Origin of the sequence: Haloarcula rara, assembly GCF_029338235.1 — an archaeon.
Lineage (GTDB): Archaea > Halobacteriota > Halobacteria > Halobacteriales > Haloarculaceae > Haloarcula > Haloarcula rara.
On the sequence record NZ_CP119786.1, the window covers coordinates 28,643 to 51,025 of the forward strand.

At 66.2% G+C, this 22,383-nt stretch carries 17 protein-coding genes and 1 pseudogene; 10 read left to right on the forward strand and 8 right to left on the reverse strand.

The features are described from left to right. The first annotated feature begins 105 nt into the window (after positions 1-105). The 4 genes from P1K32_RS16440 (at position 106) to P1K32_RS16455 (ending at position 7,496) form a co-directional block, all read left to right on the forward strand. Positions 106-5,250, forward strand: a complete 5,145-nt coding sequence (locus P1K32_RS16440; protein ID WP_276252336.1) for a PAS domain S-box protein — start codon at positions 106-108, stop codon at positions 5,248-5,250. After that, positions 5,243-5,686 (forward strand): response regulator, encoded by a 444-nt coding sequence (locus P1K32_RS16445; RefSeq protein ID WP_276252330.1) that lies wholly within the window; start codon positions 5,243-5,245, stop codon positions 5,684-5,686. The genes P1K32_RS16440 and P1K32_RS16445 overlap by 8 nt, the downstream gene beginning before the upstream one ends. 2 nt (positions 5,687-5,688) lie before the next feature. Then, on the forward strand, positions 5,689-6,768 hold the full coding sequence (locus P1K32_RS16450; RefSeq protein ID WP_276252337.1) for a hybrid sensor histidine kinase/response regulator: 1,080 nt from the start codon (positions 5,689-5,691) through the stop codon (positions 6,766-6,768). Positions 6,769-6,860: 92 nt separating this feature from the next. Next, on the forward strand, positions 6,861-7,496 hold the full coding sequence (locus P1K32_RS16455; protein WP_276252338.1) for a dienelactone hydrolase family protein: 636 nt from the start codon (positions 6,861-6,863) through the stop codon (positions 7,494-7,496). 5 nt (positions 7,497-7,501) lie between these two features. Here P1K32_RS16455 and P1K32_RS16460 read toward each other — a convergent pair whose 3' ends face one another. From P1K32_RS16460 to P1K32_RS16475, 4 genes are read right to left on the reverse strand one after another with little or no spacing between them, the layout of a single operon-like run. Then, a complete protein-coding gene (locus tag P1K32_RS16460) occupies positions 7,502-7,882 on the reverse strand; it encodes a VanZ family protein (protein WP_276252339.1) in 381 nt (126 codons plus the stop codon). Positions 7,883-7,926: 44 nt separating this feature from the next. Continuing rightward, a complete protein-coding gene (locus tag P1K32_RS16465; protein ID WP_276252340.1) occupies positions 7,927-8,637 on the reverse strand; it encodes a CbtA family protein in 711 nt (236 codons plus the stop codon). Further along, positions 8,637-8,825 (reverse strand): CbtB domain-containing protein, encoded by a 189-nt coding sequence (locus P1K32_RS16470; protein WP_276252341.1) that lies wholly within the window; start codon positions 8,823-8,825, stop codon positions 8,637-8,639. Before P1K32_RS16470 ends, P1K32_RS16465 begins: the two co-directional genes overlap by 1 nt. Positions 8,826-8,875: 50 nt before the next feature. After that, a complete protein-coding gene (locus P1K32_RS16475; RefSeq protein ID WP_276252342.1) occupies positions 8,876-11,035 on the reverse strand; it encodes a VWA domain-containing protein in 2,160 nt (719 codons plus the stop codon). 35 nt (positions 11,036-11,070) lie between these two features. Here P1K32_RS16475 and cobN point away from each other — a divergent pair, with 35 nt between their 5' ends. The 5 genes and pseudogenes from cobN to P1K32_RS16500 all read left to right on the forward strand — a co-directional run bounded on the left by cobN (position 11,071) and on the right by P1K32_RS16500 (position 17,854). Next, a complete protein-coding gene (cobN, locus tag P1K32_RS16480; protein ID WP_276252343.1) occupies positions 11,071-14,958 on the forward strand; it encodes a cobaltochelatase subunit CobN in 3,888 nt (1,295 codons plus the stop codon). Continuing rightward, positions 14,948-15,686: pseudogene (locus P1K32_RS16485) on the forward strand (precorrin-8X methylmutase). The gene cobN and the pseudogene P1K32_RS16485 overlap by 11 nt, the downstream one beginning before the upstream one ends. Further along, the gene (locus tag P1K32_RS16490) at positions 15,686-16,462 is read left to right on the forward strand and encodes a cobalt-precorrin-7 (C(5))-methyltransferase (protein WP_276252344.1); all 777 of its coding nucleotides are present in this window, start codon (positions 15,686-15,688) and stop codon (positions 16,460-16,462) included. Before P1K32_RS16485 ends, P1K32_RS16490 begins: the two are co-directional and overlap by 1 nt. A 188-nt stretch (positions 16,463-16,650) precedes the next feature. Continuing rightward, on the forward strand, positions 16,651-17,436 hold the full coding sequence (locus P1K32_RS16495; protein WP_276252345.1) for a CbiX/SirB N-terminal domain-containing protein: 786 nt from the start codon (positions 16,651-16,653) through the stop codon (positions 17,434-17,436). Between the two features lie 37 nt (positions 17,437-17,473). Continuing rightward, a complete protein-coding gene (locus tag P1K32_RS16500; RefSeq protein ID WP_276252346.1) occupies positions 17,474-17,854 on the forward strand; it encodes a gamma-glutamylcyclotransferase family protein in 381 nt (126 codons plus the stop codon). 69 nt (positions 17,855-17,923) lie between these two features. On the opposite strand, the gene P1K32_RS16505 is transcribed toward P1K32_RS16500, so the two are convergent. Then, complete coding sequence (locus P1K32_RS16505) at positions 17,924-18,151, reverse strand: hypothetical protein (protein ID WP_276252347.1); 228 nt, start codon at positions 18,149-18,151, stop codon at positions 17,924-17,926. 194 nt (positions 18,152-18,345) lie between these two features. Then, complete coding sequence (locus P1K32_RS16510; protein ID WP_276252348.1) at positions 18,346-18,747, reverse strand: hypothetical protein; 402 nt, start codon at positions 18,745-18,747, stop codon at positions 18,346-18,348. A 483-nt stretch (positions 18,748-19,230) separates the two neighbouring features. Here P1K32_RS16510 and P1K32_RS16515 point away from each other — a divergent pair, with 483 nt between their 5' ends. After that, positions 19,231-19,665 carry a hypothetical protein gene (locus P1K32_RS16515; protein WP_276252349.1) on the forward strand — a complete coding sequence of 145 codons (435 nt, stop codon included), beginning with the start codon at positions 19,231-19,233 and terminating at the stop codon, positions 19,663-19,665. Positions 19,666-19,677: 12 nt separating this feature from the next. Here P1K32_RS16515 and P1K32_RS16520 read toward each other — a convergent pair whose 3' ends face one another. Beyond that, the gene (locus P1K32_RS16520; RefSeq protein WP_276252350.1) at positions 19,678-20,106 is read right to left on the reverse strand and encodes a universal stress protein; all 429 of its coding nucleotides are present in this window, start codon (positions 20,104-20,106) and stop codon (positions 19,678-19,680) included. A 34-nt stretch (positions 20,107-20,140) separates the two neighbouring features. Beyond that, positions 20,141-21,316: an inorganic phosphate transporter gene (locus P1K32_RS16525; protein ID WP_276252351.1), complete on the reverse strand. Its 1,176-nt coding sequence runs from the start codon at positions 21,314-21,316 to the stop codon at positions 20,141-20,143. Between the last annotated feature and the right edge of the window lie 1,067 nt (positions 21,317-22,383).

Here is a 22,383-nt window from a genome sequence, read left to right on the forward strand (position 1 = left end):
GTATCATGAACGGACTGGCTTCGCTCCGGGCCGGCCCAGTAGGCGGGCCTGGGAACCGAGAGAGTGCTGTCGCTGTCGGCGTGATGTGTCCTCCGAGAGGCGTCGATGAGTACTGATTCCGGGGCTCCTGCGAGCGACACTGACGCCGTTTACGGGGCTCTCGACCGCGTCGACGAAGCCGTCTGTGCTGTCGACACGGAGTGGCAGTTCACGTTCGTCAACGCCGAGGCCGGGGCGTTGCTGGGACGTGGGCCCGAGGAGCTTCTCGAGACGACCATCTGGGACGCCGTCCCGCATGTCGGGGACGGTCGCGTCGGCGGGAAGCTCCGGGAGGCCATGCGGACACAGGCTCCGGTGCGATTCGAGAGCTACAGCGAGGAGCGCGAGCGGTGGTTCAGGGTCCGAATCTATCCGTCTGAGGACGGACTCACCGCGTTTTTCTACGATATCACCGACGAACGGGGCGCCGCGCTCGACCGACAGCGGCAACGGCGCCTCTTCGAGACCGTTTTCGAAGGCACAGAGGACGCGCTGGTCGTCGCCGACAGCGACCGGTGCATCACGGATTTCAATCCCGCTGCGGCCCAGCTCTTTGGATACGATGTGGCCGATGTCGTCGGGGAATCGATAGCGATTCTGTACACTGACCCGTCTGATTTCAGGCGTCAGGGCGCCGAGCGGTTCACCGAGCAAGGGTACGACGGAACCGAGACCTACGTCGTCGAGTACCAGCGTGCCGATGGGACCACCTTCGAGGGTGAGACACTCGGGACGCCCCTGCAGGCCACCGACGGCGAGACGCTGGCCTCACTGTTGTCGGTCAGAGACGCGAGTGCACGCATCGAGTGGGCCCAACAGGTCGAGGCCCGCACGGACGCGCTCCAGGCCTTCCACGATATCACGACGGACGACTCCCGACCGTCCGCGGAGCAAATCGCTGCGCTGCTCGAACTGGGGGCCGACCACCTGGGACTTGACGCCGGGGTGCTCTCGTCGGTGGCCGACGGCGCGTCAACGGTCGAATACGCCTACGGTCCCGACGGCCTCGCCCAGCCGGGCGACCGGGTCGACACGGCCTATCTCGTCGGTACCGATGACCTGGTGGCCGTGTCTGCTGTCGAGGCGAGCGACCGGTCGCCGGGTGACACAGACGGGTCCTACATCGGGACCAGCGTCGTCGTTGACGGCGACCGATACGGGGCCCTCGAGTTCACCGGGGCGACGGAGCGGTCGGAGCCGTTCACCGAGGGTGAGAAGACGTTCGTCCGCGTGCTCGCACAGTGGGTGGGCAAGGAGCTCAGCCGCCAGCAGAACAAGGAACGGGCCGCTGCGAACCGCGACCGGCTCCGACAGATTATCGACCTCCTGCCACAGCTCGTGTTCGCCAAGAACAGGGACAACGAGTACATACTGGCGAACCAGGCGACGGCGGATGCCAACGGTCTGCCCGTCGCGGAAATCGAGGGGGCGACCGACAGCGACCTCGTCTCGTCGCCGGCCGAGGCCAGACAGTTCCAGGCGGACGATATCGCCGTCATCGAGTCCGGCGAGCGAAAGGAGATCGCAGCCGAACCGATGACTGTCGCTACCGGTGAGACACGGACGTTCAAGACGACGAAGATTCCGTACGACCCGGTCGGCAACAGCGACGAGGCGGTGCTGGGAATCGCGACGGACATCACGGCGGCAAAAGAGCGCGAGCGAGAACTCGAGGAGACCACACAGCGGCTCACCGTCGCCCTCGCTGGGACGAACGCGGGCGTCTGGGAGCTGAATCTGGACACCAAAAGCGTGGTCTACACCGATTCGATGAAACAGCTCTTCGGGCTTGCGTCGGGGGCCACGGAGAGCACCTTCGCGGAGTTCATCGACCTCGTCCACGAGGACGACCGCGCGACGGTGCGTGATTCCCTGCAGCAGATACGCGAGGACGGCGACACGTTGCAGATAGAGTATCGGGTGAGGCAGGACGACGGCAACTGGATGTGGGTCGAAGCCCGCGCCGAGTTGCTCGCAGGCACTGAGACGGCCCGCCGACTGGTCGGTATCGCGACCGACATCACCGAGCGAAAGGAGCGTGACGCCGAAATCGAGCTCCAGTCGGCGGCGATGGAGGTGGCGATGGACGGCATCGCCATCCTCGACGATGACGAGTACGTCTACATGAACGAGGCCCACGCGGCTATCTTCGACTACGACCCCGACGAGCTCGTCGGTGCGGAGTGGCGAGACGTCTACGGTGGGGACGAGATAGCGCGCCTCCAGAAGGAGGTGTTCCCGGTGCTCGCGGACGCTGGTGAGTGGCGCGGGGAGACTCTCGGGCGGAAACGCGACGGCACGTCGGTCCATCAGGACCTGGGGCTCTCGGTCCTCGAGAGCGGCGAGTTGATATGTACGAACCGTGATATCACGGCCCAGAAAGAGCGAGAGCGCGAGCTCCAGCGCCAGCGCAGCCAGCTCAGGGCGCTGTTCGACAAGTCCCCCGACGGTATCATCGTCCACGACGCCGAGGGGGCTATCCTGGACGTGAACGACACGGTCGTCGAATCGCTCGGGTACGACCGTGAGCGGCTGTGTTCGATGTCGGTCGCCGATATCGAGGTCGGTATCGAACCGTCCGAACTCCGCGCTGTCTGGTCGGAGATGGACCGCGATGACATCCTGAAAGTCGAGAGCGAACACCGCCGACAGAACGGTGAGACGTTCCCGGTGGAGGTGTGGGTCAACAAGACCGAGGTCGACGGTGCGGAACGGTTCATCGCCGTCGACCGGGATATCACTGAGCGGAAGCGACGCGAAGCGGAACTCCGGACGGTCAAGGAGCGACTCGACCTGGCCGTGGAAGGGGCAAACCTCGGCGTCTGGGACTGGGACATGGAGACTGACGAGGTCACGTTCAACCAGCAGTGGGCGTCGATGCTCGGCCTCTCACTGCCGGATATCGAACCGACACTCGACACCTGGGAAGACCGTGTCCATCCGGCCGATGTGGCTGCTGTCGAGGACGAACTCGGGGCACATATCGCCGGGGAGAAGGCGTTGTACGACTGCGAACACCGGATGGAGACGGAGAGCGGTGACTGGAAATGGATACGGGACGTCGGGAAAATCGTCGCCCGCGACGACGACGGCGCCCCGTCTCGTGCGGTCGGTATCCACCTCGATATCACCGAGGAGAAGGAATCGAAGCTCAACCTGGAGGCCGAGCGGGATATGTTCGCCCAGGGGCCGGCCGTCGTGTTCAAGTGGCGCAACGACGACGGCTGGCCGGTCGAGTACGTCTCCGGCAACGTCGCCGACACATTCGGCTACACCGCCGAGGAACTGGAGTCGGGTGCGGTCCCCTACGCGGACCTGATTCACGACGACGACCTCGACCGAATCGCCGAGGAAGTCGGCGTCCAGAGCGACGGGACCGTCGACCGGTTCACCCACGAGCCCTACCGGATGGTGACCAGGAGCGGTCAGGTGCGCTGGGTCACAGACAACACCAAGATACTCCGTACCGACGGCGAGATAACCCACTATCTCGGGTATCTTATCGACATCACGGAACAGAAACGACTCGAGACATCTCTGCGGGAGAGCGAACAATCACTCCGGGAGCTCACCGAAATAGCGTCAGATACCGACCAGCCGTTCGAGGATAAGCTCCGAGCGCTGCTGGAACTGGGGACCGAACGGCTCGACATCCAGTACGGGTTCCTGAACCGAATGGAGCAGGGGACACAGCACATCGTGCAGGTGGTCGGGGACCACCCCGACCTCCGGGCCGGTCGCTCCGTACCGGAATCGGAGACGTACTGCCGCAAAACCATAGAGCAGGAGGTGACGCTGGGCATCCGGGACGCGGTCGCCGAGGGCTGGGCGGACGACGCCGCCTACGAGCGGTCCGATCTGGGGTGTTACATCGGCGGGACCGTGACCGTCGACGGCGAAGCTTACGGAACGCTCTGTTTCGCGGACCGGGAGAGCCGTGACCACGCTTTCGACGAGACCGAGCGGGCGTTCGTCGAACTCCTCGTCCAGTGGATAAGCTACGAGCTGACCAGCGAGACCTTCGAGCGGAAACTCCGCGATATCAACGAGACGGCACAGCAACTGATGACCGCGGAGTCGAAAGCCGAAATCGGCTCGCTGGTGGTCGAGAACGCGAAGTCGGTGCTCGACATGCAGATGACGGGTGTCTGGTGGTACGACGAGTCGACTGAACAGCTGGTCCCGGAGTGTATGAGCGAGGAGTCGGCGGCGTATATCACGGAACAGCCGACGTTCGAGCGCGGGTCCGGGCTCGCCTGGGCGGCCTTCGACAGCGGAGAAGTCCGGGTGTACAACGACCTGTCGACGGCGTCCGGGCTCGTGAACCCGGACACGAAGCTCCGCTCGGAAGCGTCTGTCCCACTGGGCGAGCACGGTATCATGACCGCTGGGTCACTCGAGCCGCGGGCGTTCTCCGAGACGGATATAAACCTGCTCGAAGTCCTCTCCTCGACGGTCGAAACGGCGCTGACCCGCGCGGAACGCGAGGCGGTGTTGCGCCGGACCCAGGCAGACCTCCAGCGGTCCAACCGTGAACTCGAACAGTTCGCGTACGCGGCCTCACACGACCTGCAAGAGCCTCTCAGGACTGTATCGAGCTATCTGACGCTCATCGAGCGGCGATACGGCCACGCGCTGGACGGTGACGCCAGTGAGTTCATCGAGTTCGCCGTCGACGGAGCCGACCGGATGCGCGAGATGATTCAGGCGCTCCTGACCTACTCTCGGGTCGGGACCAGCGACGACGCCTTCGAACCGGTCGCCCTCGCGGCGCTTTTCGACCGGGTGACCGACGGGCTCGAGGTGAAAATCGCCGAGACTGACGCGACTGTGTCAGTCCCGGCGACGGCGGCCACTGTACGGGGTGCGGAGACCCAGCTCTTACAGCTCTTCCAGAACCTCGTCGAGAACGGTATCAAGTACAACACGGGGACCCCGGAGGTGGGTCTCGAAATCACGGAGACCGACGGGATGGTCAGCGTTGCCATCAGTGACAACGGCATCGGGATGGCCCCGGACCAGACCGACGCCATCTTCGAGGTGTTCCAGCGGCTCCACACGAACGAGGAGTTCGAGGGGACGGGTATCGGCCTGTCTATCTGTCGGAAAATCGTCGACAGACACGGGGGCGATATCCGGGTCGAATCTTCGCCCGGAGACGGCTCCACGTTCACCGTGACGCTTCCGGCCGGTGGTGAGCGCAGTGAGTGACCCGGAGACTGGTCCGGACGCGCCGCGGGTGGTGTCTATCGAAGACAACCCCGGTGACATCCGACTCATCGAAGCGGGTGTCACTGCTGCCGATAGCGATATCGACCTGGACCAGTACGACACCGGGCCGCGGGCGCTTGCGGCACTCACAGACACCGAGGGCGCTGTGAGCGACCGACCCGAGTTACTCCTGCTGGATATGAATCTCCCGGGCCTGTCCGGACTGGAAGTACTGCAGCGGATACGTGGGGCCCACTCCGCCGACACACTGCCGGTCGTCGTCGTCTCCAGCCTGGAGAATCCCGACGATATCCACCGAATCTACGAGGCATCGGCCAACGGATACATCAAGAAACCGACCGACCCCGACGAGTTCATCCGACGGATCGCCGGCGCAGTTCGGTTCTGGGTCACGGGGACGGACGGGGACCACTGACCATGACAGACGAACACACGATACTATTGGTGGAGGACAATCCCAGCGACGCGCGACTCATCGAGGAGTTCCTCAAAGAACAGACCCAGACGTTCACGGTTCGACACGTCGACCGCCTCGCCGAGGCAACCGAGGCCCGGGACGACACGGTAGATATCATCCTGCTGGACCTCGACCTCCCCGACAGTGGCGGGTTCGAAACGCTCGAGACGATGCTCGATGTGGCCGGGACCGAGCCAGTTGTGGTCCTCACCGGGCTAGACGAGGACGGTGTCGGTGTCGAAGCGGTCGAACGGGGTGCTCAGGACTTCCTCATCAAGACCGACCTCGGCCCGAAACTCCTCGGCCAGACTATCAGATACGCCATCGAGCGCGCCCGCCAGCAGGAGGAACTGGAGCAGCGAAACCGGGAACTGGCGCTGCTCAACCAGATTGTCCGACACGACATCAAAAACGACCTGACCGTGATTCTCGGGTGGGGAGTGGCCCTCCGGGAGCACGTCGAGCCGGCCGGCGAAGACCACCTGGACCGCATCATGCGGGCCAGCGAACACATCGAGGCCATCGCCGACACCGCTGGGGATTTCATGGAGATACTCGACGGGGAGGAACAGCCAGAACTGCACCCGATATCCCTGCCGAGTGTCCTCGAGACAGAGGTCGCCAAGGCCAACTCGGCCCACGCTGACGCGACGATCACCGTGCCGGAGTCGCTTCTGCCGGGGCTGCAGGTGACCGCCACTGACCTGCTCTCCTCCGTGTTCCGGAACCTCCTGAACAACGCCGTGATACACAACGACAAGGCCGAACCCCATGTCTCGGTCGAAGTCGAGACCGACGCCGACCGGGTCGCGGTCCACGTCTGTGACAATGGCCCGGGCATTCCAGACAGTCAGAAATCGTCCGTGTTCGGGCAGGGCGCGATGGGAGAGCAGAGCCACGGGTCGGGCATCGGGCTCTATCTGGTAGATACGCTGGTGGCGATGTACGACGGCACCGTTCAGATTCGGGACCGCTCCGATTGGGCTGGCGAGCCGAACCTTGACGGTAGCGTCTTTTCGGTGACGCTTCGTCGTGTCTGAGTCTGTCGGCAAAAGCCGACACTGTGGTGAACTGTTCATCGCCAGGCCGTCTATCGGACACAGTAATATGTCAGCTGGACGTATATTATCGCATGGTCCAGCACACCGAGGGAGCGGTCCGAATCCCCGTCGACGGCATCGAACTGGAGGCCAGCTTCGATGTCCCCCAGGGTGCGCCGGGCGTGGTGGTCTTCGCCCACGGGAGCGGCTCCAGTCGCAAGAGCCCGCGTAACAACTACGTCGCCGAGGTCATCCGTGAGCGCGGTCTGGGGACGCTCCTGTTCGACCTCCTCACAGAAGCCGAAGACCAGCAGCGACAGAACCGCTTCGATATCTCACTGCTAGCCGACCGGCTTGTCTCGGTTACCGAGTGGGTGTGGGAGCAGGACTCGGAGCTGGCAGTCGGCTACTTCGGGTCGAGTACGGGCGCCGCCGCGGCGCTGCGCGGGGCGGCGCGCTACGGCACCGACATCGACGCAGTGGTCTCGCGGGGCGGGCGCGTGGACATGGCGGGGGACTCGCTTGCTGATGTCACGGCACCCACGCTGTTTATCGTCGGCGGCGCCGACAGCGAGGTGCTCGCTCTCAACAGGGAGGCGTACGACCGGCTCACCTGTGACCGTTCGCTGCACGTCGTCGAGGGCGCCGGTCACCTCTTCGAGGGCGACGACGAGCTCGGGGAGGTCGCCACGGTGGCCGCGGACTGGTTCGAGGAGACGCTTCGCTGACCGCTCTAGTACCGCTTGCCGGACCGGTACCAGCAGCCGGCGCCGACGACCGACCCGAGCGCGCTGGCGACCAGGTCGGCCAGTTCCGGGACACGACCGGGGACGTACCGCTGGCCGACGCCGATCGCCAGGCCAAGCAGGACCGACCCACAGACTGCGAGTCCGCCGGCGCGCCGCGGGGCCACTCCCTCCGCGGCCAGAGCGTCCGCAAGCGCCGCCGCGAAGCCGGCGTGGCCGAGATAGTGCAGGAGTTTGTCGGGGCCGACGCGCTCGAAGGCCTCGTGGCGCTCGAACGGCGACGGGATAAGCGACCCGAGCAAGAGGACGAGGCCCGCGAGGAGTGCAGTTCGCCGTGGTGACTCACGCGAGGACCGGTCGGGAGACATAGGGCGGTCTTCGCAGCGCTGATAAATTAGTGTCCGGCCGGTACTCAGTCAGCGCGGACCTGGTGGGGCGTTGACTCGGTGACTATCGCGGGCTCGCCCAGCCAGGTGTGGACGGCCGCGATAGTCGCCCACAGCCCGAGCTGACCGAAGACGACAGTCCACCGGTAGGCGGCCGCGAGTGCCGGCGGGACCGGTCCGCTGACGGCGTTTGCCGGTGCCAGTGCGACCGGGACGGAAAGCAGGGCAAGCGGGAGGGCCGTCGCCGCCGCAGTGGCGACCGGGTGTCGATTCGCCGTCCGTCGGTACGCCACCACGCACGCGGCCGCGACGAGCGCTCCGGCGGCCATCATCCCGGCGTAGAGAGCCATGCGCGTGTCGGTCGCGAGCGCCTGCTCGACGCCCGGCGGCTGGGGCGGCAGGAGGAGCCACGGCGCGCCCGAGATGGTGAGAAAGCCCGCGGCCGCGAGTGCAAGCCGCTGGGTGACACCACGCCCCGGCAACACCGGTTCGAGGAAGTAGTAGCCGATACCGAAGACGGCGATACCGAAGAGGAGCCCCCAGAGGACGCCGCCGCCGACGCTGACGGCCGCCGTCGTGAGGCCGTCAACGACCGGCCCACCGCCGTGGCTGTGCCCGGCTTCGAAGGTCTCCAGCCCGGCCGTGAAGCTGTTGCCGACCGTCGCCTGGAACAGGCCGTATCCGAGCCCGCCGACGAGTCCGGCGACAGCGCCGCGCTCGAGGTACTCAGTCCCCATCAGTGGCAGGTGATGCCGGCGCCGTGACGGAAGTTGTGCATGGCGTCGTGGACCATCGGGTCCTGCACGAACAGGAGCGTAAAGCCAAGCGCGGCCACGAGCGCGAGGCCCAGCGCCATCTGGGTCCCGGAAAGTCTGCTGGTAGCGATATCGACACGACCGCGAACGGTATCTGTTTCGGCCTGCATTGAAATTCTAATTGTAGTAAAGACAACTAAGATTGTAAAACTTCCGACCCTCACCTGGCGACGGCGTCGATGCGCTCGGCGGTCAGGGCCGACAACGGGACCACGGTGGCGTCGGTCGCCTCCGCGATGGTGTCGGTCAGGGCCGCCCGCCCCTCTGTGCCGGCGTTGACGACGATGGTCCGGTCGGCGACCGCGCCCAGCCGACTGGCCGCCTCGCGGGTCGCCTGGACCGGGCTCCCGTCGGCGGTGTTGGCCCGGCCGTCGGTGACGACTACGGCGACGGCGGCGTCGGGCTCTGCGGCGTTCAGTACCTCGGTCGCGGTGGAGAGCCCTGCCGGCAGGGGCGTCCGGTCGCCGGTGGGCAGGTCCTTGAGGTGGCGGGCCGCGAGGGAGACGCTGTCGGTCGGCGGGAGCACCACGTCGGCGTCCTCGCCCGCGAAGGTGACGACGCTGACGGCGTCGCGGGCCTGATAGGCCTCTCGCAGGAGCTCGAGCACGCAGCCTTTCGCCGCTCGCATCGCCGGACGCATCGACGCGCTGGCGTCGACGGCGAAGACGACCAGCGTCTCCGCGTCGCCCGCCCGCACTGACTGGCGGAGGTCTCGCGATTCGACGCCGTCGCTACCGCGCCGGGCGGCGGCTCTGACCGATGCGGCCGCGTCGACCGAGCTGTCGGACGATGCCCGTTCGGTCCTGACGGTGGCGCCGCGGTCGGTATCGGTCGCGCTCGCGTGACCGCTCGCATCGGCACCGTCGGTATCGACCGCGGGGGCGTCGACCTCGGGGGCCGTACTCTCGCCGATTTCGGCCCGTGACTGGCCTGGCAGCAGCGGTGTCGCCGTGCCGGCCGTCTCCTCGTCAGCGTCCGCCGAGTCGTCATCGCCACGGTCGTCGCTGGCAGTGGGCCGTTCGTCTCCCTGCCCGCTCGCCTCCGCTTCGGAGGGTGTCCCATCGCTCTCGGCGCCGTTGCCGTCCGCCGGCTGCTGGTCTGGTTCTCCCTCGTCGCCGTCGCTTCCGTCGGTGCCGCTCCCGTCCCCGTCGGTGTCCTCCTGGCTCCCAGGCCCGTCGCCATCACCTGCCGTTCCATCTCCGTCTCCCCCGTCGCCGTCTCTCTCGTCCGCACCATCCGTCTGGCCGTCCGCCTCGTCCTCGGCTTCGGATTCGCCCTCGTCGTCCCCACTCTCGTCTCCGTCGTCGAACTGGTCGTCGAGGACGTCCTCGACGGTCGGTGCGTCCTCGAACGGGGTGGATTTGAGCCGGTGGGGAAGCGCAAAGCGCGCGGCACGTTCGACGTCCGGTTCGAGGACGCTGGTCCGGTCGTCAAGTGCGGCGAAGGTCCGGGCTGCGCGGGCAGTCGAGATATCGCCGCGGTGGCCGTCCAGTCCCGCTTCGCGACAGAGCTCTGCTATCTGTTCGCGAAACTCGGTTGGCAGGGCAACCTCGGGCAATCGCTCGCGGGCGGTCTGGAGTCGTTCAGCGGCCGGTCGGGTTCCGCCGGCGGCACCGCCGTCGGTCGCAGCGGCATCGCCCAGCGCCCGGTCGATGATGGCCACGCGGTCATCGATATCCCCACAGGCCGTGACCTCGGTCTGGAGCGCGAAGCGGTCCCGCAGTTGCGGGCGCAGGTCTCCCTCTTCGGGATTCATCGTCCCGACGAGCGTGAACTCGGCGGGGTGGGACACCGTGACACCGTCGCGTTCGACGCGGTTGACGCCGCTGGCGGCGGCGTCGAGGACGACGTCGACGAGGTGGTCGTCGAGCAGGTTCACTTCGTCGACGTACAGCAGTCCGCGGTTCGCCCGCGCGAGCAGTCCCGGGTCGAAGGTCGCCTCGCCGGCGAGTGCGTCCTCGACGGAGAGGGTCCCGACCACGCGGTCACGGGTCGCCCCGAGCGGGAGCGTCACCAGCGGCGTGGGCCGGTGCTCGGCGGGCGGGTCCGCTCGCTCGCGACAGTCTGAACACTGCCGGTCCGGCTCGTCTGGCGGACAGCCGTACGGACAGTCCGCGACGGCTCGCTGCTCGGGCAACAGCTCGGCCAGCGCTCGCACGGTCGTAGATTTGGCGGTCCCCTTCTCGCCACGGATAAGCAGCCCGTCTAGCCCTTCGTCGGCCGCGACGGCGAGTAGTCCGTCTTTCAGCTCCTGCTGGCCGACCACGTCGTCAAAGGCCGGTGCCCCCGAAGCCTTTTTGTCCGCAGCGAAATCAACCATACTTGCACTAATCACAATGGAGTTTTAATAACGTTATGCCACAGCTCGGACTCTACACCGCGACGGAGAACGAACTCGGGGCCGTCCAGCGGGCCGCGGGCCAGCTAGACGCCGACCTCGTCGTCCGCTCCGAGAGCGACCTGGACGACGAACCCGCCGTCGATTCGTTCATCGAGGAACTGACAGACGCGACCGCCGTAATCCTCTGGCTCCACGGCGCCGAAGACAGTATGCCAGGCTACGAACGGGCTGTCGAACGGTTGCGCGAGGCCGGGGTCCCGCTGGTCGTGAAGGCTACCGGCGACGCCTTCGCCTACGACGACACGTCGGTGCCGGCGAGTCAGCGCGATACCGTCTACGACTATCTGGAGAAGGGCGGGGCGAGCAACGTCGCGAACTGCCTGCGCTATCTCGTCAGCGAGTACGGCGAGGCGGACCCCGCCTACGACGACCCCGTCGCGCTTCCGACGGAGGGCGTCTACCATCCCGACTACCCGGGCGCGAGCTACGACGAGCTGCTGGCGACGTTCGACCCCGCGAAACCGACCGTCGCGGTCTGGTTCTACGAGTCCCACTGGACTCACGAGAACACCCGCTACGTCGACGCGCAGGTCCGGGCCATCGAGGCCCAGGGCGCGAACGCCCTGCCTATCTTCTGTGAGCCAGCGACCGACACCGAGGGCCAGTGGAGTGCCGAGCAGGTGACCGAGGAGTGGCTGCTGGACGCGGACGGGAATCCCACAGTCGATGCCGTCTGTTCGTCGTTCATGTTCTCGCTCTCGATGGACGAACGCGGCCGCGATGCCGACGACGAAGGCCAGTCCGCTCAGGACGTCTTCCTCGATAAACTGGGTGTCCCGGTCATCCAGACCGTGACGACGATGCGCTCGCGCTCGCGCTACGACAGCAGCGACACCGGCGTAATGGGGTTCGAACTCGCCCTCTCGGTCGCGCTGCCGGAGTTCGACGGCAACGTCATTACCCATCCGATTTCGGGGAAAGAACGCACCGAGGACGCGGCCGACATCGGCAGCGCCCCCAAGCAGCATTTCCCCATCGACGACCGCATCGACCACGTGGCCAGACTCGCCGTCAACTGGGCCGAGCTGCGCCACACGCCCAACGACGAGAAGCAGGTGGCCGTCGTGCTGCACAACTACCCGCCCAGCGACGACGGCATCGGGACCGCGTTCGGGCTCGATTCACCTGAGAGCACGGTCAACTTGCTGGAAGAGCTGGACGCTCGTGGATACAGCACGGGGCCCACGATGCCCGACAGCGGCAGGTCCCTCGTCGAGCGCCTGACCGCCCAGCTCACGCTGGAGGACCGCTGGGTCGCCCCCGAGGACGTCCGTGAGCTGAGTGTGGATACTGTCGCTCCCTCGCAATACCGCGCGTGGTTCGAGACACTGGACAGTAGCTTCCGTGAGAACGTCCTCGAGGAGTGGGGCGAGCCACCGGAGCGGCCCTTCGCCATCCCCGGCGTCGAGTTCGGCAACGTCCTCGTCACCGTCCAGCCCCCGCGCGGGTTCGGTATGGACCCCTCGAAGGTGTATCACGATTCGGACCTGCAGCCGCCCCACGACTACGTCGCCTTCTACCGTTGGCTGCGCAACAGATACGAGGCCGACGCGGTGGTCCACCTGGGGACCCACGGTAGCCTGGAGTGGCTGCCGGGCAAGACCGTCGGGCTGGACGGCGAGAGCGCGCCCGACCAGCTCATCGACGATATCCCGAACGTCTACCCGTACATCGTCAACAACCCCGGCGAGGGGACACAGGCCAAGCGGCGGTCCTATGCCGCTATCGTCGACTACCTCACGCCGGTGATGGCCAACGCGGGCACCTACGACGACCTCGCGGACCTGGAGGAACTTGCCGACAGGTATCGGGAAGCTGGCATGGAGGACGCCCGGACCGACGACGGCGAGCATCTCGAGCAGCGAATCTGGGAGGTCGTCGACGAGATGGATCTGGCCGTCGAGCTGGGTATCACCGGCGAGATAGACGAGAAAGCCAACGTTCGCGGGCCTGAAGAAGCAGGCTCGACGCTGGCTGAGGGTTCCGTTGACGGAGCCGAGGTTTCTATCGACGAACTCGTCGAGCGCGTCCACGAGTATCTGACGGACGTAAAGACCACTCAGATTCGCAAAGGGCTCCACACGATGGGCGAGCCGCCAACGGACGACCGGCTGGTCGACTATCTGGTCGCGCTCACCCGCCTCGAGAACCCCAGTGCGCCCTCCCTCCGTGAGAGCGTCGCGGGAGTGCTCGGTGTGGACTACGACAAACTCCGCAACGCGCCGGGCGAGTACGACGAGGCGCTGGGGATGACCTACGCCGAGGCCGCCGACCACATCCACGAGACGAGCCTCGAACTGGTCGAGACGCTGGCCGAGTACGACTTCGACGTGCCCGAGAGCGAGCTGGCGGACAACAGCAGCGAAGTGAACATGAACCTCCTCGTCGTCGACATCGACCCGCTCGGGGACGCTCGGGCGCAATCGGGCGCCCACGACCAGCTCCGCGAGGCGCTTGCGTACATCTGTGAGGAAGCAGCGCCGCGAGTCGCCGGCGCAGCCGAGGAGATTCCACGCACTGCGGACGCACTGGCGGGTGAGTACGTCCCGCCGGGCGGCTCCGGCGCGCCCACCAGAGGCGGCGTGGACCTGCTGCCAACCGCGCGGAACTTCTACACGCTGGACCCGCGCAAGGTGCCCGCCAAGACCGCGTGGGACGTGGGCAGCGAGGTCGCCGACGGCGTGCTTGAACGGCACGAGACCGAGGCAAGGGAGTACCCGGAGGAGATAGGCGTCGTCGTCTGGGGTACGCCAACCGTCCGCACGCGCGGGGAGACCATCGCACAGGTGCTCGCCCTGATGGGCGTCGAGCCGGTCTGGAGCGACGCCGGCCGCGTCGAGGACGTCGAGCCGATTCCCCTCGAGGAACTCGGCCGGCCGCGTATCGACGTGACGACCCGCGTCTCGGGCCTGTTCCGGGACGCGTTCCCGGCGGCGGCGAGCGTCGTCCACGACGCCGTCGACGCGGTGGTCGACCTCGACGAACCACACGAGATGAACTACGTGAAGAAACACGTCGAGGAAGAGACCGACGACCTCGTGAACGAGGGGATGGATGCATCTGACGCCGAGAGCGCTGCGAAAGCCCGCGTCTTCACCACCCGGCCCGGCGGCTACGGCGCGGGCACGAACAAGGCCGTCGACGAGGGCAACTGGGAGGGCCGCTCGGACCTCGCGGACGTGTACGTCCAGTGGGGCGGCTACGCGATGGGCTCTCGCGGCCGGGTCAGCGAGGCCCACGACGCCTTCGAGCGCCGCCTCGGCAGCGTCGAGGCCACGGTCAAGATAGAGGACACCGCCGAACAGGACGAGTTCGACAGCTCGGACTGGTACGCGTTCCACGGCGGCTTCATCAGCGCCGTCTCGGAGATTTCCGGGACCGAACCGGCGTCGTACGTCGGTGATTCCTCCGACCCCGACAACGTGGACGTCTACACCAACGAGGAGAAGGTCCGCAAGGCGATGCGGGCCCGCGTGCTCAACCCGAGCTGGCTCGAATCCATGGAGGAACACGACTACAAGGGCGCCGGCGACCTCTCGACGACCGTCGACGTGGTGCTTGGCTGGGACGCGACGACCGGCGTCGTCAGTGACCGGCTCTGGGAAGACGTGGCCGAGCAGTATGCCCTCGACGAGGACCGCCAGGACTGGCTCAAAGACGTGAACCCCTGGGCTTTAGAGAGCATCACCGAAACGCTGCTGGAGGCCATCGACCGCGGGCTCTGGGATGCGAGCGACGAGATGGCAGACTGGCTAAGAGATATCAACCTCGCTGTCGACGGTGACCTGGAGGCGCGTGCCGGTGCCGCCGACGGCGAGGGGGTGACGAGTGATGACGACTGACGATGACAGTGAGTCGGCCGACGAGACGAACTTCGAGGAGTACGCCGACCTCGGCGCGACGACCGGTGACGCGATGGACATCGCCGAGACGAGCATGGACCGCGTCCGCGAGCTCGTCCCCGACGAGACGCTGGGTGACCGCATCCGACAGAAAGCCGTCCACGCGACCGGCGACCCGGAGTTCCAGCATCTGGTGCGCTTCTCGGGGGCCGAGGAATCGGCCGTGGTCCGCGCTGGCGCCCGCGCCGTGCTGGCTGAACACCCCATCGTCACGGACATCACGATGGTCAAGTCCGGCATCACCGGCCGGGGCCACAGCTGTGACGTGCGAAAGGCCATCGGGAACGGGGCCGACCTGGCCGCCGAGACGGGGATGACCCGGACCGCTGCGTCGGTGCTTGAACTCGACAAACAGGGTGTCTACGACAGGGCCATCGCGGTCGTCGGCAACGCGCCGACCGCCGCGCTCGCGCTGGCCGACTGCATCGAGGATGGGACCCGACCCGCCGCAATTGTCGCCACCCCCGTCGGCTTCGTGAAGGCGGCCACGAGCCGCGAACGCGTCCGCGAGGTCGCCGAGGCGTACGGCGTCCCAGCCATCACGACGGTCGGTCGCCGGGGGCAGCGGGCTCGCCGCTGGCCTGACGAACGAACTCGTCCACGTCGCGAGCGACGCCCGCGATGGGAGCGTCGCCGTCGAGACGGACGCAATGGCGGGTGCGGACTGATGGGCGAGGAGTACGACCTCGAGGCGGGCCCCGACCCCGCGACGCTCGCTGCGTCGGCACCGGAACGACCGACCCAGACGGGGACCGACCCCGTCTATGCCGTCGGCATCGGGCCCGGAAACACGGAATATCTGACCGGGCGCGGGAGGCGAGCCCTCGAGGAAGCCGACGTCGTCGTCGGCTTCGAGACCGTCGTCGAGTTCGTAAGCGAGGCGACCGACGCCGACCTGCTCACCTGTGGCTATCGGGACGAGGCCGAGGCGCTCTCTCGCTTCGGCGACCGGGTTGCGGCCGGGGCGAGCGGCGTGGCGGTGTTGATGGGTGACCCGAACCATTCGGGCTATCAGTTCGTCGGGAAGGTCCAGCGGGCGGTCGAGGCCCCCGTGCGTGTCGTCCCGGGTATCTCCTCGCTGCAGGTGGCCGCCAGTCGCGCGCGGACGCCGATGGAGGACACGGAGTTCGTGACGCTGCACAAGAGCGGTCCCATCCAGGCGGACCTCGACCGACTCAGGGACCATGTCGGCCAGCGCCATCTCCTCGTCCTCCCTCGGCCGTTCGACTGGATGCCCGGCGACATCGCCGCCGACCTGTTGGAGGTCGGCGCCGACCCGTCGCTGTCGGCGCTCGTCCTCGAACGGCTGACCCACGACGACGAGGCCGTCACGCGGACCACGCTGGAGGCGCTCGCTTCGTCGGCCGGCGGCGACGGCCGCGAAGAGACGCCCTACTCCGACCTCTCGGTGCTGGCAGTGCGGGCCGGGAACGACACAGACTGAGTATTGTCCCTGCGTTCGAGGTCTCTTGACTGCGTTTCTGCCGGCTTCCTCGCCCTAGCTGTCCGGTGCCAGGACTCTCACTGCTCGCCGAGAGCCCACTCACCACAACCTATTTGATGGACCCCGTCATCGTCTAGCCCAAGAGAGATTGGGGTAGAACAAATGAAATTGTACAACACCCGGGCGACATGACGAACGAAACGATACTCCTGATCGGGCGTGCCACCGACGGACTGGCGGCGCTGCTGGAGACCCACGCCAGCCGACTCCGCGAGCGCACCGACGTCGAATCCGTCGCGGTCGCGACGTACGCGGACGAGCCGGTTCGCGAACTTACACCGCAACTAGATTCGGTGACGGCCGAGACGGTGTACGCAGTCCCGATGGTCGCCGCGCACACGCGGGACACGACGACCGAGATACCGGCCGCGCTCTCGGCTGTCCCGGGAACGGTCCACTACTGTGAACCGCTGGGCCAGAGTCCGGCGATAACGGACGTGCTCGCACAGCGGGCCGGGACGGAGGTCACGCCCGGCGAGGACGCCTCGCTCGTCCTCGTGAGCTTCGGCAGTAGCTCGAAACCCTATCAGCGCCAGACGACGGACTACCACGCGAGCCGGCTGGCGGCCCAATCGGCGTACGATTCGGTGTTGACCTGCTATCTGCTCCAGAACCCGGCCGTCGAGTGTGTCCGCTACAACGTCCCGACCAGCAACGCGGTCGCTGTCCCGCTGTTCCTGGGCCGCAGTGAGGTGACTGAACGCCGGATTCCGGCGGCGCTCGAACTCGACCGCGGCGGCATCGCGTACGCGGACCCACTGCTGGACCATCCGGGTGTCACCGACGCTATCGCCGCCGAGATAGAGAAACAGCGCACGCTCGCCGGCTCGTCGGAGCCGGTGTCGTCCTTCGAGGCGACGCTCACGGAGACCCAGCGACCGGTTGTGACCGACGGCGACGGTCGGTCCCGATAGACAGCCCACTTATTTTGCCGCCGCCGCGAGCACAGCTATGGAGGTGTTCGTCTACGGGACGCTCACCGAGCCGTCGACTGCCGGGCGTATTCTGGACCGCTACGAGTTCGACGGGCGGGCAGAACTCCGAGGACTCCACCGCGTCGACGGTGCGTATCCGACCCTCGCCCCTGGCGGGCGCTGTGAGGGGCGTCTCCTCTCGACGCCCGAGGTGGCGACCCTCGACCGGTACGAGGGCGTCGACCGCGGACTCTACGTCCGTCGGTCTCTCTCCGCCGACGACGGTTCCACTGTCCAGTGTTACATCGGCGACCCGGCACAGCTCGGCGTCACCGCTACGTGGCCCGGAACGGGGCCCTTTGCCGACCGCGTCGACCGATATCTCGAAACCAGCGACGTCGTCGTCACTGTTTGGTAGTCCCGCAACGTCCGCTCCCCGCCGGCCGGTCTCACGCTATACAATACAGACGTCTGTTACAGACGACTGTTATAGCGAGTGACCGTCTCCACATTGCGGGCAGTACAACATCCCGTCTTTGATGAGTAACAGCGACTTCTCGCATTTGCTGCAGCGGCTAGAGAGTGATACGCCGTCGATTTCGTCCGTGACGGCGGCCAGCGTCGTTTCCATACAGTCGATGCGCTGCTCCGCTCTGAGGACGCGCTCCGCGAGTTCTTGTTCTGACAGCGACTCGGCCAATGTCTGTCCATCCATGGAGACGTGTACACTCTTCCAACAGATAGACCCAGTACCTTATCTTTGCACGTGGTAACTATCTGGAGCGCTCACGGCAGAATCCCGTAATAGCGATGGTAAACAGTCGGATATATGATAGTAACTGTGGGCGGACACTCGGAGTGGTGCGCCCGGCCAGGCGGGCACTTCAGACCACGCGCGTGTGGGGCGGGCTAGTCCAGTTTCCGCTCTGCCTCGGCCACCGACGTCGCTGTCTTTCCTTCGTATCCCGCCTGCCGGGACCGCCGCTGGAACGCGTTCTCGGTGACGGTGCTGGTCTCCGCCGCGACGACCCGGACCACGTCGCCGACGCCCAGCTCCTTCAGCTTGACCTGCGCTTCCTGAATGGGCTTTGCAGCCTCGGGCGAGGGCGGCGTGAACTCGGAGATATCGTTGATGATGCCAAAGCCGTCGTCGAGGCTCCCGGCCGCGTCGATGGTCTCGTCGGCGGCGGTCTGCATTTCGTCGGCTGTCAGTGTCCCGCTGAACTCCAGATACAGCGTGTTCACGGTCGTGTCAGCACGGATTTCGTAGCTCGCGTCGGCGTTTTCACCCGACTTGGAAATTGTCGACATCGTACTATGAATATTCATGGGGTGTGAACTTATAATGGTCATACCTACACGGAGCAGTGGCCAGCTTGTCACGGACGGTTCGGTCGCTGCTATCACAGCAGCGTAGTGACTGTCATGCCCGATGGGGAGCGCCAGCCCCTCGTCGACTGACAGCGCGGGCCCGGCCGAAACCGACAGCGCCCCCCAGGTCGGGCCGGCGGGACTGACAGACGACAGCGACCACGAGTTTGCGTACCCGGCCGGCCAGCCGCGCGCCGCGACAGTGACTCCCGCTTGCCGGTCTGGCTGGAGACCGTAGGCTACTGCGCCCGGTGACCATAGCCGTCGGTCCAGCTGGGAAAACGTTTCACCAGACTAACTCGTATGATGTCGCGAGATGCACTCCCCACGTCTGTGTCACGTGACGGCCGCGAATCTGCAGCGAGAAATCGGGCGACAGCCGGTGAGCGCCACGCCTGTGTGCGGATGGTAAGCCCGGCTCGCGTGGACGCCGCGGTCGATCTCGCCTACGGCGGGCTGATACTACTCGCCATCGCTCTCATCGCGACTGTCGAGTTCGGTATCGGCATCGCGTTCGGCGTCGGCGTGTTCTCGGCGTACCTCCTCCACGTCGTCTGGAAGATGGCCCGCTTCGACCCGGACTGGATGACCAGGGTCGTCGAGGACGCCATCGACGACTCCGTCGAACGGGCGATGGACGAGCAGGTCGGCGAGCAGGTCGAGGACTCCATGGAACGGGCGGTGAACGGCACCGTCGAACAGGTGGTCGACGAGCGCGTCGCGCGGCAATTCGACGAGACCATCGGCGACCAGCTCGACAGCGTCGAGGCGCGGGTCGAGGCCGTCGACGAGCGTCTCGACAGCGCCGGGGCTGACTCGCACGTCACCAGGGCCGCCGACGAACCCGGGGACCGATGAGCCCCGATACGGTCAGCGAACGACGGTGACCGGCACCGAGGCGCGACGGAGCACGGTTTCCGCGACGTTGCCGACCAGGAACCGGTGGCTTGCGCGGTTCCAGTCGGCGCCGTGGCTCCCCAGCACCACGGTGTCGTAATTGTCGGCGCGGTCGAGGATGTTCCGGGCCGGGTGGCCGACGCCGACGACGGTGCCGACCTCGCGGTCGTGGTCGGCCGCGCGCCTGCTGGCGCGTTCGAACACCGGTTCGGCCCGCTCCCGGGCTGCGTCGTCCAGGTCGTCCTCGAGTGCGAGCCCGGCGGCCTCACCCATCAGCATCGAGGGCACGCCGACGACGTGCAACACGGTGACCTCCGCGTCCGGGAAGTTCTCGAGCGCGTACGCGAGCGCGTTCCCAGCGGGGTCCGAGTCGTCCATCGGGACGAGTATCCGCGAAATCATGCCTGTGGTAGGGCTCGTATATATAAATATACTGTCACGTGGCGCCGGGGACCAGCCGAAAGAACACGTACGCCAGAGCTGTCGACATCGTCGGCCCGATGACCCACATGGAGACGTACTTGATGACGGCCCGGGGGTTGAACAGTTCCCGGGCGTCGAGCACCGGCTGTGGCTCGGGCTCGCCGATGGGCGCCGCAGCCCTCTCGGGCGCGGTATCGGCCGTGATGGCTCCCGGAGCGATTTCGTGGTCGGCGGTGTCGCGGGTGACGGCGCCACGGACGGTGATCGGTCGGGTGGCACGCCCCCAGCCGAGACCGACGATGGTCATCACCGTCCCCATAACGAGGCTGATGGGGATGCCTATCCAGGAGAGCAGCGTGGTGATCGTCGAGGCGGTCACCATGACGAAAAGCGCCGCGAGCAGCGGAATCTCGCTCAGCTCGCCCCCGACCGAAGTCATCGTCCGTCGCGCGATGGTGAACCCGCCCAGCCCGATGGCCCCCGTCGCGACGAGGATGCCGACGTCCGTCCCGAGATTGCCGCCACTGACCAGCGGTGCGGCCGCGTTGGGCACGTTGCTCGCGCCGGCACTGAAAGCCATGTAGCACCCGATGGTGAGGACGACGACTGTCGTCACCAGTTCTCGACCGGTCGTGTTCGGGCCGAGAGCGGGTCGGGGCAGGCGCCCCTCGCGGTCGAGGACGAGCAGCGGTCCACGGGACGTCTCGATTTGCACGCGACGGTCGATTACCGGATAGACGTATCGGCCGACCGTCACACCGATCCAGAATCCGAGGACCGGTGTCACGACCCACCACGAGATTATCTCGGCGATGGTCCGGTAGTTCAGCGTGTCTGTCGCCAGTCCCAGCCCGGCGATGGCACCGACTGTGGTCATCGACGTCGGCACCGGCACCCCGAAGATGTTCGCGACGAGAATGCCCAGCCCGATGAAAAAGAGGACTGCCACACCCGCCGACAGCGAGAGCTCCATCGTGATGATACCCTCGCTGAGCGTCGTCATCACGTTCCGGCCCACCGTCCAGCCGCCGAGGAAGACGAACACCGTCATCACCCCCGCCGCCGTCGATTTGCGTACGATTCCCGCGCCCACCGAGGGTCCCCACGTTATCCCCGTGGAGGAGCCCCCGATGTTGAACCCGACGAACACCGCGGCGACGACACCGAGTGCCAGGAGGTACTCGACCATCTGTCCGTCTAGGCGGAGCGGGACGGGATAAAATATAGCACAGCTGACTAGTTTGCCAGGCTGGGTCGCTAACGCGGTCAAGCGGTCCGGTGGGGGAACTGTGGGGCCTGGTCCCGAGCGACGGATGGAGTTACGGAGAACACATGGCTTGCCCCGTCGTGGGACCGTTGCCCTTGTCGTCTCTGGGAAAGCGGTGGACATAATCCTGCTTCTGTCAGGTACGTACCAACTGCTCGAGCGGCCAGACGGGGGTGAAGGCCGTCGGGTCCTGGAGGCAGACCCGCGAGGGTCCGGGCGGCAGTGTTTTGCGCTATGGGCACCGACAGACGGTCGTGACTGGACTGCGATTTCTGGCCTGTGACCATTGTGGAACGGTCCACGCGGAGCCGACCACCCCGAGCCGGTGTCGCCACTGTCGTGCCGACGGGCTCGTCGATATTACCGACCGCGTGCAGGGCGACCGATACTTTACCCGACCGACACGGTCCTGACGACGGCCGTCTCCGCAGCCAGGGCGGTCGCAGACGTCCAGGGACCTCACGAACCGAAACACCCCAGACACCGGACCGGCCGGACCAGCGTGTGGCTCCGTAGAACACACAGGGAACGGGTCCCACAGGTGGCAGACACGGTGGTGAGTTCCAGTTCCCGTACCAGACACAGCGCTGTACAATTATGAGCTTTCTGGGGCCGTTACTGCCGTTATGGGCGGTTTGAAGAAATGAGTGGCTGGCATCGGGCGCCAGCCGAGTAGGGTGCCTCTGACAGCCGGCTTTGAACGGCGATTACCTTCTGGTCCATAGACACATAAACGTTCCAGTATCCCACGTGTCACTTTATATTTCAGGGCCACACATCGCGAGTGGCTCACTCGATACGTCCCGGACCGGTAGCGATGTCCTACCGCGGATGGGGCGAGCGTGACCAGTGCCCACCCCGAGCCAACGGGCCCGGCCCATACGTATAGGGTAGCAGACACGATGCGCGATGTTCTGGGCGATGCACTCGGGCCCGTCATGGAGAAAGGTTCCCGAGCGTATGACGGTTTTGCCTGTATTATCATGCTA

Coding starts and splice junctions, on each gene's coding strand:
- P1K32_RS16440 (WP_276252336.1), top strand. CDS start 106: ATGAGTACTGATTCCGGGGCTCCTGCGAGCGACACTGACGCCGTTTAC.
- P1K32_RS16450 (WP_276252337.1), top strand. CDS start 5,689: ATGACAGACGAACACACGATACTATTGGTGGAGGACAATCCCAGCGAC.
- P1K32_RS16455 (WP_276252338.1), top strand. CDS start 6,861: ATGGTCCAGCACACCGAGGGAGCGGTCCGAATCCCCGTCGACGGCATC.
- P1K32_RS16460 (WP_276252339.1), bottom strand. CDS start 7,882: ATGTCTCCCGACCGGTCCTCGCGTGAGTCACCACGGCGAACTGCACTC.
- P1K32_RS16465 (WP_276252340.1), bottom strand. CDS start 8,637: ATGGGGACTGAGTACCTCGAGCGCGGCGCTGTCGCCGGACTCGTCGGC.
- P1K32_RS16470 (WP_276252341.1), bottom strand. CDS start 8,825: ATGCAGGCCGAAACAGATACCGTTCGCGGTCGTGTCGATATCGCTACC.
- P1K32_RS16475 (WP_276252342.1), bottom strand. CDS start 11,035: ATGGTTGATTTCGCTGCGGACAAAAAGGCTTCGGGGGCACCGGCCTTT.
- cobN (WP_276252343.1), top strand. CDS start 11,071: ATGCCACAGCTCGGACTCTACACCGCGACGGAGAACGAACTCGGGGCC.
- P1K32_RS16490 (WP_276252344.1), top strand. CDS start 15,686: ATGGGCGAGGAGTACGACCTCGAGGCGGGCCCCGACCCCGCGACGCTC.
- P1K32_RS16495 (WP_276252345.1), top strand. CDS start 16,651: ATGACGAACGAAACGATACTCCTGATCGGGCGTGCCACCGACGGACTG.
- P1K32_RS16500 (WP_276252346.1), top strand. CDS start 17,474: ATGGAGGTGTTCGTCTACGGGACGCTCACCGAGCCGTCGACTGCCGGG.
- P1K32_RS16505 (WP_276252347.1), bottom strand. CDS start 18,151: ATGGATGGACAGACATTGGCCGAGTCGCTGTCAGAACAAGAACTCGCG.
- P1K32_RS16510 (WP_276252348.1), bottom strand. CDS start 18,747: ATGTCGACAATTTCCAAGTCGGGTGAAAACGCCGACGCGAGCTACGAA.
- P1K32_RS16520 (WP_276252350.1), bottom strand. CDS start 20,106: ATGATTTCGCGGATACTCGTCCCGATGGACGACTCGGACCCCGCTGGG.
- P1K32_RS16525 (WP_276252351.1), bottom strand. CDS start 21,316: ATGGTCGAGTACCTCCTGGCACTCGGTGTCGTCGCCGCGGTGTTCGTC.